General features: G+C 70.7%; 13 protein-coding genes. 4 read left to right on the forward strand and 9 right to left on the reverse strand.

Annotated elements, in window-relative coordinates:
- Nucleotides 1–25: 25 nt before the first annotated feature.
- The 5 genes from C9992_RS05180 to C9992_RS05200 are packed head-to-tail and all read right to left on the reverse strand — an operon-like array spanning nucleotide 26 to nucleotide 4,576.
- Nucleotides 26–724: an NAD-dependent deacylase gene (locus C9992_RS05180; RefSeq protein WP_106814439.1), complete on the reverse strand. Its 699-nt coding sequence runs from the start codon at nucleotides 722–724 to the stop codon at nucleotides 26–28.
- On the reverse strand, nucleotides 721–1,341 hold the full coding sequence (locus tag C9992_RS05185) for an alpha/beta fold hydrolase (protein WP_106814440.1): 621 nt from the start codon (nucleotides 1,339–1,341) through the stop codon (nucleotides 721–723). Before C9992_RS05185 ends, C9992_RS05180 begins: the two co-directional genes overlap by 4 nt.
- A 37-nt stretch (nucleotides 1,342–1,378) precedes the next feature.
- Nucleotides 1,379–2,905 (reverse strand): ATP-dependent DNA ligase, encoded by a 1,527-nt coding sequence (locus tag C9992_RS05190; RefSeq protein ID WP_106814441.1) that lies wholly within the window; start codon nucleotides 2,903–2,905, stop codon nucleotides 1,379–1,381.
- A 40-nt stretch (nucleotides 2,906–2,945) separates the two neighbouring features.
- Nucleotides 2,946–3,704, reverse strand: a complete 759-nt coding sequence (locus tag C9992_RS05195) for an LLM class flavin-dependent oxidoreductase (protein WP_106814442.1) — start codon at nucleotides 3,702–3,704, stop codon at nucleotides 2,946–2,948.
- Nucleotides 3,701–4,576, reverse strand: coding sequence for an LLM class flavin-dependent oxidoreductase (locus C9992_RS05200; RefSeq protein WP_106814443.1), 876 nt, complete (start codon nucleotides 4,574–4,576; stop codon nucleotides 3,701–3,703). The genes C9992_RS05195 and C9992_RS05200 overlap by 4 nt, the downstream gene beginning before the upstream one ends.
- 112 nt (nucleotides 4,577–4,688) lie before the next feature.
- Here C9992_RS05200 and C9992_RS05205 point away from each other — a divergent pair, with 112 nt between their 5' ends.
- Nucleotides 4,689–5,408, forward strand: a complete 720-nt coding sequence (locus tag C9992_RS05205) for a DUF72 domain-containing protein (protein WP_106814444.1) — start codon at nucleotides 4,689–4,691, stop codon at nucleotides 5,406–5,408.
- Between the two features lie 50 nt (nucleotides 5,409–5,458).
- Here C9992_RS05205 and C9992_RS05210 read toward each other — a convergent pair whose 3' ends face one another.
- On the reverse strand, nucleotides 5,459–8,008 hold the full coding sequence (locus tag C9992_RS05210; protein ID WP_106814445.1) for an ATP-dependent Clp protease ATP-binding subunit: 2,550 nt from the start codon (nucleotides 8,006–8,008) through the stop codon (nucleotides 5,459–5,461).
- A 177-nt stretch (nucleotides 8,009–8,185) separates the two neighbouring features.
- On the opposite strand from C9992_RS05210, the gene C9992_RS05215 reads away from it, so the two are divergent.
- A complete protein-coding gene (locus tag C9992_RS05215; protein ID WP_106814446.1) occupies nucleotides 8,186–8,566 on the forward strand; it encodes a GNAT family N-acetyltransferase in 381 nt (126 codons plus the stop codon).
- 9 nt (nucleotides 8,567–8,575) lie between these two features.
- On the opposite strand, the gene C9992_RS05220 is transcribed toward C9992_RS05215, so the two are convergent.
- Nucleotides 8,576–9,040, reverse strand: coding sequence for a DUF3817 domain-containing protein (locus C9992_RS05220; protein ID WP_106814447.1), 465 nt, complete (start codon nucleotides 9,038–9,040; stop codon nucleotides 8,576–8,578).
- A 44-nt stretch (nucleotides 9,041–9,084) separates the two neighbouring features.
- Nucleotides 9,085–9,507 (reverse strand): MarR family winged helix-turn-helix transcriptional regulator, encoded by a 423-nt coding sequence (locus C9992_RS05225; RefSeq protein ID WP_407662211.1) that lies wholly within the window; start codon nucleotides 9,505–9,507, stop codon nucleotides 9,085–9,087.
- A gap of 32 nt (nucleotides 9,508–9,539) precedes the next feature.
- Between C9992_RS05225 and C9992_RS05230 the strand changes: the two genes are divergently transcribed.
- Complete coding sequence (locus tag C9992_RS05230; protein WP_106814449.1) at nucleotides 9,540–10,652, forward strand: class I SAM-dependent methyltransferase; 1,113 nt, start codon at nucleotides 9,540–9,542, stop codon at nucleotides 10,650–10,652.
- 259 nt (nucleotides 10,653–10,911) lie between these two features.
- A complete protein-coding gene (locus C9992_RS05235; RefSeq protein ID WP_106814450.1) occupies nucleotides 10,912–11,163 on the forward strand; it encodes a DUF2188 domain-containing protein in 252 nt (83 codons plus the stop codon).
- Nucleotides 11,164–11,207: 44 nt separating this feature from the next.
- On the opposite strand, the gene nrdF is transcribed toward C9992_RS05235, so the two are convergent.
- Nucleotides 11,208–12,185: a class 1b ribonucleoside-diphosphate reductase subunit beta gene (nrdF, locus tag C9992_RS05240; protein ID WP_106814451.1), complete on the reverse strand. Its 978-nt coding sequence runs from the start codon at nucleotides 12,183–12,185 to the stop codon at nucleotides 11,208–11,210.
- Between the last annotated feature and the right edge of the window lie 5 nt (nucleotides 12,186–12,190).

The raw sequence follows: 12,190 nt of genomic DNA on the forward strand, positions 1-12,190 counted from the left end.
CGGCGCTCTCGCCCGTTCAGGCCGGTCAGGCGCCCGCCCGCATCACTTCATCGACCCACGCCGGGACGAGCGTGCTTGCCGGACCGGTGCGCGCGTCATCGAACGGGATGAGCGCGTCGCTGGATTCCAGGTTCAGTTCCACGGTGCGCGCGCCGAAGGCCGCCGCGAGTGCCACGTAGCCGGCAGCTGGGTACACGGCCCCCGAAGTGCCGATGGACACGAAGACATCTGCCGCGACGACTGCCTGCTCGATGCGATCGAGCTCGTAGGGCATCTCGCCGAACCAGACCACGTCGGGGCGCAGCATCCGTTCGCCGCACACCGGGCAGGCCGGTCGTGGCGCGAGGTCGGCGTCCCACGCGGGCCGCGCGCCGCATGACAGGCACTGGGCGCGGCGGAGCTCCCCGTGCATGTGCACGAGGTTGCGCGTGCCGGCGCGCTCGTGGAGGTCGTCCACGTTCTGCGTGACGATCAGCAGATCCGCACCGATCGCTCGCTCCAGCCGCGCCAGCGCCGTATGGGCGGGGTTCGGTTCGACGCCGTGGAGCGCCCGGCGTCGTTCGTCATAGAACCGCAGGACGGTGTGCGGGTCTCGTTCGAACGCCTCCGGTGTCGCGACGTCTTCGATGCGGTGCCCTTCCCACAGCCCGTCGGGCCCGCGGAAGGTGGGCACGCCGCTCTCCGCCGAGATGCCCGCGCCGGTGAGGACGACGAGGCGGGTCATCGCACCGTGCCGGGCGCGACGTGCGCCAGCACGCGCTCCCAGACGTCGGCGAGGATGAGCCGCGCCTCGAGGCCGTCCGCCCTGGGCACCATCTCGACCCGGGTGGATGCCAGGTGATTCTTGAACCAGCGCGCCGCATCGGATGCGGCCGTTGGGTCGGCCTGGCCGTTCATCAGGAGCGTCTTCGCCGGGATGCGGTCGAGGAGCCCGGCGACCTCGCTTGCGCCGAGCTCTGACTCCGGTCGCGGCACGGCGACGAGTGCGAGCCGATCGACGCCGCTGCCCAGGTCAGCGGCGAGCATGATGGCCAGCTCCCCCGCCTCGCCGACACCCACCATGCCGAGCGGCCGGTCGTGCTGCTCCTCGGCGAGAAATCGTGCGAGCGCGGCTGCCGTGGTCTCGGCCGGCGTGGCGCCGCGGTAGGCTGCCGGGTCGTCGACGTCATCCGTCGTGACCGCCACGGCGAGGATGCGCACGTCACGACGCGCGGTGACGTCGGGGTACGGGTCGGTCAGGTTCGAGACTCCCGCGCGCAACAGCACCACCGTGCGCTCTGCTCCGGGGGCGCCGAAGCTGCGGTGCTCGTAGGCGGCGCCGGGCGCCGGTGCCTTCGTCATGCGCTCATCATAGGTTTGGCATGCCCACGGCGGTCCGTCACCCGCGCAGCAGACCGCGCAGCGTCTGGATCGTGTCGGCTTCGTCGGGGCGCTTGTCCGGCCGATAGCCCTTCACTCGCGCGAAGCGCAGTGCCACCCCGCCGGGATACCGGGACGAGCGCTGCACGCCGTCGATCGCGATCTCGACGACGGTCTCGGGGCGCACGTGCACGGCATACGACGTGCGGTGCGTCTGGATCGTCGGGAAGTGATCCGTCTGCCACCGCAGCGTGGCGTCGGTGAGGCCCTTGAAGGTCTTCCCCACCATCACGAACCCGCCGGGTTCGCCGAACTCGCCGTCGGGGTCGAGGGCACCCAGATGCAGGTTCGAGAGCAGACCGGTGCGGCGCCCGGAGCCCCATTCCACCGCGAGCACGACGAGGTCGTACGTCAGCACGGGCTTGACCTTGAGCCAGCTCTTGCCGCGGCGGCCGGCCGCATACGGAGCATCGAGCGCCTTGACCATCACGCCTTCATGGCCGGCCGTCAGCGCTTCCCGGGAGAACTCCTCGGCGCGCACGGGGTCGTCGGTGACGATCCCCGGCATGCGGGCGGATCCCGCGACCTCGTCCAGCACCTCCAGCCGGGTCGACAGCGGCTCGTCGATCAGGTCCCGGCCGTCCAGATGGAGGATGTCGAAGAACCAGGGCCGCAGCGCGACGGCCGCGGCGGTCTCGGACCCGAAACGCGCCATCGTGTCCTGGAAGGGCCGGGGCGCGCCGTCTTCGTCGAGCGAGAGCGTCTCGCCGTCGAGGATCACACGGTGCGCTGGAAGGGCGCGCACCGTCTGGACGATCTCGGGCACGCGATGCGTGACGTCGGCGAGGCTCCGGGTGAACACGCGGACGTCGTCACCATCGCGATGGACCTGGATGCGCGCGCCGTCCAGCTTGTACTCCACGGATGCCGCGGTCCCGAGCGTCTGGAGGGCCGCGGTGGCCGAGCCCGCCGTCGAGGCGAGCATGGGAAGTACCCCGCGGCCCACCTGCAGGCCCACTTCGGCGAGGTCCTCGGGGCTGGCGAAGAGCGCGATTCGTGCCGTCTCACCCAGATCGCCTGAGAGCATCGCCGCGCGGCGGACGACGGCGGTCTCCCGCCCGGCGGCCTTCGCGATGGCATCCAGCAGCACACCCTCCAGGGCGCCGGTGCGCAGCTCGCCCAGCATGACCCGTGCCAGGAAGTCCCACTCCGCGGCGGTCGCCGCCGACGCGAGGGCATCGAGCTCGGTTCGCCGAGCCTCCACCGAGCCGGCGCCGTCCGCCGCGGCCAGCCTGCTGAGGGCCGCATCGACCTCGAGGATGGTCAGCGCGGGCTCATCGGCGTGCTGCACCGACAGGCCCGCCAGGCTGCGCCAGCCGACACCGAGGCGCCCCTGGCGGGGATTGGCCGTGAGGAAGCCGATCGCCGTTGCGACCTCGTCTTCGCGAAGCTCACGCAGCGCCGTGGCGAGTGCCGAGACCTTCGCCAGGCGCGAGCTGGTGGCGGCGACGGCGTCGGTCGCGACGACCAGATCGTTCAGCAGCACCCCCGCATTCTCGCACCCGCCCCCGACATGCGGGGAGCCGTCAGCGCGCGTCGACCGCGTCGATGAAGCGCAGGTGCTCGTCGGCGCTCCCCGACGCGGTGATGACACGCAGCACCACCTCGTCGGTGGCGCGACGGTATGCCGCGACGCGATCGCGCAGGGCGGCCGGGGAGATCACGGTGTCGGCGGCATCCATTCCCAGCCGGGCGAAGTTCGCCGCATACGCCGGGTAGCCCGCGTAGCGGGCGGTCTCCTCCTCGAGCGCGGGAACCGCGGCGGCCTCGGCGGCGCTGCGCACATACAGCGCGACGTGGGCGCGGGGGTTCACCGCATGGGCTTCCGCCGCCTGCGCGGCGGCGACCTCGGGCGTCAGCCAGCTGAGGAGCACACCATCGGATGCCGCCGCGGCGGTCCGTCGCATCTTCGGGCCCAGCGCCCCGACCACGACGCGAGCGCCCACGCGCTCGCGCAACCGGGCGGCGGCATCCGCCACACGCTCGACGGCGCCGCGGCGGAGCTGCCCGGACCCGATGCCGAGCACCAGTCGGTCGGCCGGGAGGCGCGAGGCTGCGCGCACGATCTCATCGATCGAGCGCCGGTCGACCGGCAGGACTCCGGTGGCGAGCACCAGCCGATCGGTGGCGGCGGCCGCCGCCTCCAGCACCTCGAGCGCGTCGTGACCGGGGGTGTCGTTGACCCACAGCGCCGTGAAGCCGGCCGCCTCGGCCGCCGGGCCGATCCGGGCGGCGAGGCCGGGGCCGCCGGCCGCCGCGATGCCCAGCGAGAGTGCCGCCGTCATGAGGCATCCTTCGACACGAGTCGCGACACCTCGCCGGCGCCGCGGTAGAAGTCCGCGATGTCGCCGCGCGAGGCGGGAAGCAGCACGACGTCGTCCACGCCCGCGTCGAAGAACCGCTGCGCACCGGCCGCCACTTCTGCGGGCTCCCCCCACAGCGCCCGCTCGGCCGGGTCGGGCTTGTCGCCGACATCGGCGACGGCGCGAGCCTCGGCATCGGGGCCGAACGCCGTGACGACATACGCCACGACATCGTGCCGCCCACCGCGGCCCGCCTCTGCACGTGCGTCGCGAATGGCAGAGACCGCGGCGGCATCCTCCTCAGGCGTGTGGCCGCTGTCGAGCACCGTGCCGTCGGCCACTTCTCCGCTCAGACGCAGCGTCTTGGGGCCTTCGGCGGCGGCGTAGACGAGCGGCGGTGTGCGGGGGGCATAGTCCAGGCGCACCCCCTGGAGACAGACGTAGCGTCCGTCGGCCGTCACCTCGTCGCCGGCCAGGAGCGAGCGCAGCGCCGGCACGTACTCCCGCATCAGCGTGAGCGGTGAGGCGACCCGCGCGCCGACCTGGCCCATCCACGCCAGCACCCCGTGACCGACGCCCGGCAGCAGGCGACCGGGGAAGAGCCGCTCCACTGTGGCGATCTCCATCGCCGTCGCGGCGACGTTGCGCAGCGGCATGGGAGCGATCCCGATGCCGACCCGCAGCGCCTCGGTCCAGGCCAGCGCCGCGCCGACGCTCGCGAAGGCGGACTGGCGGAAGCAGTCCTCCCAGATCCACAGTTCGGGCAGCCCCGCCGCTTCGGCCGCCAGCACGGCGTCGCGGAACTCGTCGGGCGTGTGCGTGTAGGGGTTGAAGATCGCTCCGATGCGCGTCATGGTCCCACTCTGGCAGCGGTCGCCGACCCTCGCATCCCGACGCGGGCTATCGCGGACGGCGGTCCGGTGCAACCCCGTGCCGGCGTCGGCGGCGATCGGCGACGCTGGGAGCATGGCACGCATCGGCACCTCCGGATGGGTCTATCCGCATTGGAGGGGCGTGCTGTACCGCGGCGACCAGCGGACGTGGCTGGAGCAGTATCTGACGGAGTTCGACACCGTGGAGCTCAACGGCAGCTTCTACCGCTGGCCGCCCGACGTGCGCTACGCGACGTGGCGCGATCGCCTACCCGCAGGCTTCGAGATGGCGGTGAAGGCACCGCGCGGGCTGACCCACGCCCGCCGGCTGCGTGAGCCCAAGGTATGGATCGAGCGCATCACGCGCGGCCTGCACGCGCTGGACGGGCGACGCGGACCGCTGATCGTGCAGCTGCACCCCGGGCTCGAGCGCGACGACGAGCTGCTCGACCGGTTCCTCACCGCTCTGCCGGCATGGACGCGACCGGCGATCGAGTTCCGCCATCCCTCATGGAACGAGGAGGAGGTCTTCGCTTTGCTGGAGCGGCACGGCGCGGCCTACTGCGTCATGAGCGGGGCGCGCCTCCCCTGCATCCTGCGCGCGACGGCGCCCCTGGTGTACGTGCGCCTCCACGGACCGGACCCCGAGCACCTCTACGGCGGCTCGTACTCCGACGCCGACCTCGGATGGTGGGCCGACCGGATTCGGGAGTGGGAGGGTTCCGGTCACAGCGTCTTCGCCTACTTCAACAACGACGGCGAGGGCAACGCCGTCCGCAACGCCCGCACCCTGAAGCGGATGCTGGGGTCCTGACACGACGAAGGGCGCCGCGCCCGCAGGCACGGCGCCCTTCGTGACAGTGATCAGGCGGCGGCCGCGAAGGCAACCCCTGCGCGCACCGACAGGCCTTCGTCCCCGGCATCCACCGTCACCGCTCCGCCGTCGGCGAGCGCGCCCGTGACGAACAGCTCCGCGATGCGGTCATCCACCTCGCGCTGGATCAGCCGGCGCAACGGGCGAGCACCGTACTCGGGCTCGTAGCCGTTCTCGGCGAGCCATTCGACCGCGCCGTCGGTCACCACGAGGTCCACCTCGCGCTTGGCCAGTCGAGCGTCGGAGTCTGCCAGCAGCAGGCGCACGATGCTCTGCAGCTGCGGCTTCTCGAGCTTGCGGAACAGCACGATCTCGTCGATGCGGTTGAGGAACTCCGGACGCATCGCCTCGCGCAGCTTCGCGAACACGCGGTCCCGGAGGTCCTTCTCCGACCCGAACCCGGTGGCACCGCCGCCGTCGGCGATGAAGCCGATCGCACCGGACCGCGACGCGAGGAACTCCGACCCGAGGTTCGAGGTCATCACGACGACGGTGTTGCGGAAGTCCACCGTACGACCCTGGCCGTCGGTCAGGCGCCCGTCATCCAGGACCTGCAGCAGCAGGTTGAAGACGTCAGGATGCGCCTTCTCGATCTCGTCGAAGAGCACGATCGAGTACGGGTTGCGCCGCACGCGCTCGGTGAGCTGCCCGGCCTCGTCGTAGCCGACGTATCCGGGAGGGGCACCCACCAGTCGCGAGACGGTGTGCCGCTCGCCGAACTCGCTCATGTCGAAGCGGATCACGGCTCCCTCGTCGTCGAACAGGCTGGTCGCGAGCGCCTTCGCCAGTTCGGTCTTGCCGACGCCGGTCGGTCCGAGGAAGAGGAACGAGCCCACCGGGCGACGGGCGTCGCCCATGCCGGTGCGGCTGCGGCGCACGGCCTTGGCGACCGCGGTCACCGCGTCCTCCTGCCCGATCACGCGACCGTGCAGTTCGTCCTCCAGCGCGGCCAGCCGCTCGCGCTCGGTCTCGGTGAGGCGGTTGACCGGGATGCCGGTGGCGCGGCTGATGACGGCGGCGATCTCCGGCTCGTCGACGATCGCGTCGATCCCCGAGCCCGCCTTCGTCGCACGCTCCAGGCGTTCCTGGACCTCCGCGATCTGGTCACGGATCCGCGAGGCTTCCTCGTAGTGCTCAGCCGACACGGCGGCGTTCTTGTCCGCCTCCAGCGTCGCCAGACGCTCGAGCAGAGCGCTCACGTCGGGCTTGGCACCCAGGCGCAGTCGCAGCCGCGCACCGGCCTGGTCGATGAGGTCGATCGCCTTGTCGGGCAGCACACGCTCGGTGAGGTAGCGGTCGCTGAGCTCGACGGCCGCGCGCAGCGCCTCGTCGGTGTACACGATCCCGTGGTGCTCTTCGTAGGCGGGCTTGAGGCCGTGCAGGATGAGCACGGCGTCCTCGATGGAGGGCTCTCCCACCTTGACCGGCTGGAACCGGCGCTCCAGCGCGGGGTCCTTCTCGATGACGCGGTACTCCTTGAGCGTCGTGGCGCCCACGAGGTGCAGCTCGCCGCGAGCCAGACGCGGCTTGAGGATGTTGCCGGCGTCCATGCCTCCGTCACCGGCGCCCCCGGCGCCCACAACGGTGTGCACCTCGTCGATGAAGACGATGAGCTCGCCGCGCAGCGTCGAGATCTCGTCCATCGTCTTGGTCAGGCGCTCCTCGAAGTCGCCGCGGTAGCGCGTGCCGGCGAGCATCGCCGGCAGGTCCAGCGCCACGACCCGCTTCCCGAGCAGCTGCTCGGGAACCGCTCCGCCGACGATCGCCTGCGCCAGTCCCTCGACGATGGCCGTCTTGCCGACGCCCGCCTCGCCGACCAGCACCGGGTTGTTCTTGGTGCGGCGGCTGAGGATCTCGATCGTCTGCTCGATCTCGTCCTCGCGGCCGATGACCGGGTCCAGCTCACCGGCCAGCGCGCGAGCGGTGAGGTCGGTGGCGTACGTGTCGAGCATCGGGGTCTCGGATGCCGCGGCATCCGTCCCCTCCTCGGCCGGGGCGCCCGAGGGCGACACGGTCTCCCGGGCACCCTGCGTCAGGGCCTCAGCCGTCACGCCGGCGCGTGCCAGCACCTGGCCGGCGGGCGTGTCCTGGGCGAGGACCAGAGCGAAGAAGAGGTGCTCGGGGTCCACGTACGTCGAGCCCGACGACCGCGCCACCTGGAACGCGTGGAAGAGCGCTCGCTGCACGGATGGCGTCACCACCGCGCCGTCGACGTCCGCGGCGAAGGTCGCGGCGGGAAGCCGCTCCTCGGTCGCGCGGACGATCGCGTCGGCGTCGGCGCCGATGCGGCGCACGGCGTCCCTCGCCGGCGCCTCGGCGACGAGGATCCGCAGCACGTGCAGCGCGTCCAGCTCGCGCTGGCCGCGCTCGAGGGCGTACTTCCCGGCGCGCTGCAGCAGCTCCTGCGTGCGGGCGCCGAGGTAGCGGCTGAGATCGATCGAGCGCTCGGCGCGTGCGCGCTCACCCGCGAGGTAGCGCGCCAGGAACTCGTCGAACGAGCTTCCCTCGTCGCCGGTCTGGGGGGTGAAGTCTTCGGGCATTCCATCTCTCCTGAAACTTGAGTGGATCGGCATCAAGTTTTGAACTTGATACGCGCATTGTCAAGTTCAACCACCGGGCCGCCCAGGTATTCCCGCACTCGGCCGCGGCGTCGTCCTGTCGGACCCCGCGCGTAATCTCGGCCGTGAACGCGGGATCGAAGAACGGAAGGAACAGCCATGGACTGGAAGATCGAGCTCATCTTCGTACCGGTGACGGACGTCGACCGCGCCAAGGAGTTCTATGAGCGCGTCGGCTTCCACGCCGACCACGACCAGACGCCCTTCGACGGCCTGCGCTTCGTGCAGATGACGCCGCCGGGCTCGGCCTGCTCCATCGCCTTCGGCACCGGTCTCGGGATCGACCTCGAGCCCGGGCGCCAGAACACGATCCAGATCGTCGTGCCCGACGCCGACGAGGCGCTGGCGCATCTGCGCGGGGTCGGCGTCGACGCCCGCGGGGTGGACGAGCAGTCGTGGGGCCGGTTCGTCCAGTTCGACGACCCCGATGGCAACACCTGGACGCTGCAGCAGCTGCCGGCCCGCGACTCCGCCGCCTGAGAGCGGGCGTCAGCTCCGCCCGCCGGGCGGGCCGATAAGCAGGAGCGCGACGTACAGCATGATCACCGCGGCAGCGATGATCGCTGCCAGCACCCACGGGTGGCGCAGGAACCAGCGCATCGCGCGGTCGAACCACCGGCCGTCACGCGGATCGTCGGTCGCCTCGAGCCGCCACGCGCCGGCGAGGCGCCGCGTGCGCTGCAGCCACAGTTCCGCCGGGATCGTGGCGTACGGGATCACGGCGCTGGCGAGGGCGACGAGCGTCGTGCCGAGCCGCCAGCGGTTGTTGAGGGCGACCAGGATGACAGTCGCACCGTACGACAGGAAGATGAACCCGTGGATGCCTCCACCTACGGTGACGCCGAGGCTCCAGCCTGTCGCCGCGCGCGCGATGAGGCCCGCGATCAGGAGCGTCCACGAGATGGCCTCGGCGATCGCGAGGGCACGGAACAGGTGATGCGGATTGCGGAACACACCTTCAGGATAGCTGAAAGTCCTTCAGCCCTACTGAAGGCAGATCACTTCTGCCCGGCCAGGCCGATCGGATCTTCGTGCAGGCCCTTCAAGGCGGCGGCCAGGTCGGGCGCCGCGCCGGAGAGGCGCGCGTCGAGGGCGGCCAGCCGCTGTTCGGCGTCGCGCAGCACCTCGCTTCCCCGTTCGGTCACGCGCAGGTCCGACGCCGCGCCGGCGTGGGCGTTGCCGTCGGCGACCAGACCGTCGGCGACGAGCGTCTGGACGGCGGCGTGGGCGGACTGCACCGTGATCTGCGAGCGGCGGGCGAGCTCGCTGAATGAGATGCCCGGCGTCGCCTCGACGTGCGCCAGCAGCGCGTACTTGCGGGTCGTGAGACCGAGGTCGCGCAGTTGCGCGCCGAGATGACCGTCCCACACCGCGGCCACGGTGAGCAGCGAGATGACGGGGCTGAAGGGTCGGTCAGGCACGCGCTTCATGCTAGCCCCGCTACCGTGGGACGGTGACCTTCTCGCTGGACGGGCTGCGCCGCTGGCCCGACGTGGAGGCGCCGGATCTGGTCGCGGCCGATGCCGCCGACCGCCTGCTGCTCGATGAGTCCGCGTCCGCACGGTCCGCAGCGGCCGACGGCGAGCTGACGGTCATCGGCGACGGCTATGGTGCCCTCACTCTGAGCGCGGCCGCGGCGGGTGCCACGGGCATCCGGGTGCACCAGGATCCGCTCACCGGCGAACGCGCACTGGCGGCCAATGCGAAGCGGTTCGGCCTGCAGGAGTCGTTTCGCTCACTGCCGCTCAGGACTGAACTCGTCAGCGGTGCGCGCGTCGTCCTCGTACGGCTGCCTCGCTCGCTCGACGCGCTCCATGACATCGCGGGGCTCATCGCCGCGTCTGCGGCACCGGATGTCGTCGTGTTCGCCGGCGGCCGCGTGAAGCACATGACGCCGGCGATGAACGACGTGCTGCGTGCGTCGTTCGACCGCGTGGACGTCAGCCACGCCCGTCAGAAGTCGCGCGTACTCGTCGCGCGCGGACCTCGCGGCGGCGCCGAACCGCACCCGCGCGCGGAAGCGCACGAGGGACTGGTCGTGCGAGCTTTCGGCGGTGTCTTCGCGGGCACCGGGATCGACATCGGAACCAGGTTCCTGCTCGATCACCTCCCGCCGGTGGCGTCCGGCCCCGGCGACGTGGTCGATCTCGCGTGCGGCAGCGGAGTCATCGCGGTGTCGCTCGCGCTGCGCGATCCATCCCTGCGCGTCGTGGCGTGCGACCAGTCCGCCGCGGCTGTCGCCTCGGCCGTGGCCACCGCTGCCGCCAACGGCGTGGCAGATCGCGTCGAGGTGGTGCGCGACGACATGCTGGGTGCGCGAGGCGACGGCACCGCGCGTTTCATCGCGCTCAACCCGCCGTTCCACTCCGGAGCCGCGGTCCACGAAGGGATCGCCCCCAGGATGTTCGCCGAGGCCGCGCGCGTGCTGCGGCCCGGTGGTGAGCTCTGGACGGTCTGGAATTCTGCGCTGCGCTACCGTTCGGTGCTCGAGCGGACGGTGGGACCGACGCGGCAGGTCGCCCGCAACGCGAAGTTCACCGTGACGGCTTCGACCCGACGGGCGTAGCGGAGAGCAGCGGCGCCGAACGGCTCATGCCCGCCGAAGACCGGGGGCCGGCGCGAGAATGCCGACCCCCGGTCGCCGCGAACTCGGGACTCGCGGCCAGGGGCGCCGGGCCGGGTCGCCGGCGGAAGCCCCCATTCAAGAGACGCCCGAACCGGGTGTCTATTACGCGAGTGCGTCGAAATCGGCACCGGAGAAGCAGGTCGGACAGCGGTTCGCAACCCCATCGCGACACGGGGCGCACGTCACTAGCTTCTGCGGCATGGCGAGAAACGATGAAGACCGCTACGTCGTGCCGAACGAGGAGCGCGGCGGATGGGATGTGATCAAGGAGCATGCGAAACGCGCCTCGGCGCACCGCATGACGCAGGCCGACGCGATCAAGCGCGCACACGAGATCGTCGAGAAGACGGGTCGCGGCCGCGGAGACGTGCGGATCCAGGGCAAGGACGGCAAGTTCCGGGACGCGGAGTCCGGCTCCCGCAACGAGACGAAGGTCAAGGACATGAAGTGACGGATGCCGCGGGCCGCGGCATCCGTCACCTCACATGCACAGTCTCAGAAGTCCCAGTCCTCGTCCTCGGTGGCCTCGGCCTTGCCGATGACGTACGAGGAACCCGACCCGCTGAAGAAGTCGTGGTTCTCGTCCGCGTTGGGCGAGAGGGCTGACAGGATCGCCGGGTTCACGTCGGTGACCGTCGAGGGGAACATCGCCTCGTAGCCGAGGTTCATGAGCGCCTTGTTGGCGTTGTAATGCAGGAACTTCTTGACGTCCTCGGTGAGGCCGACCCCGTCGTAGAGGTCCTGCGTGTACTGCACCTCGTTGTCGTAGAGCTCGTACAACAGCGAGAACGTGTAGTCCTTGATGTCGTTCCTGGTCGCCTCGTCGACCTTCTCGAGCCCGCGCTGGAACTTGTAGCCGATGTAGTAGCCGTGCACGGCCTCGTCGCGGATGATGAGGCGGATGAGGTCGGCCGTGTTGGTGAGCTTGGCCCGGCTCGACCAGTGCATCGGCAGATAGAAGCCCGAGTAGAACAGGAACGACTCGAGCAGGGTCGAGGCGACCTTGCGCTTGAGCGGCTCGTCGCCACGGTAGTACTCCATGACGATCTGCGCCTTCTTCTGAAGGTTCTCGTTCTCGACCGACCAGCGGAACGCCTCGTCGATCTCCTTCGTCGAGCACAGCGTCGAGAAGATCGAGGAGTACGACTTGGCGTGCACCGACTCCATGAAGGCGATGTTCGTGTACACCGCCTCCTCGTGCGGGGTGAGCGCGTCGGGGATGAGCGAGACGGCGCCCACCGTGCCCTGGATCGTGTCCAGGAGCGTGAGGCCGGTGAACACGCGCATCGTGAGGGTCTGCTCCTCGGGCGTCAGCGTGTTCCACGACTGGATGTCGTTGGACAGCGGCACCTTCTCGGGCAGCCAGAAGTTGTTCACGAGGCGGTTCCACACCTCGAGATCCTTGTCGTCCTCGATGCGGTTCCAGTTGATCGCCTGGACGTGCGAGAGGAGCTTGAGCGGTTCGGGGGTCATCGTCT

The organism is Microbacterium timonense, from assembly GCF_900292075.1.
GTDB classification, from domain to species: domain Bacteria; phylum Actinomycetota; class Actinomycetes; order Actinomycetales; family Microbacteriaceae; genus Microbacterium; species Microbacterium timonense.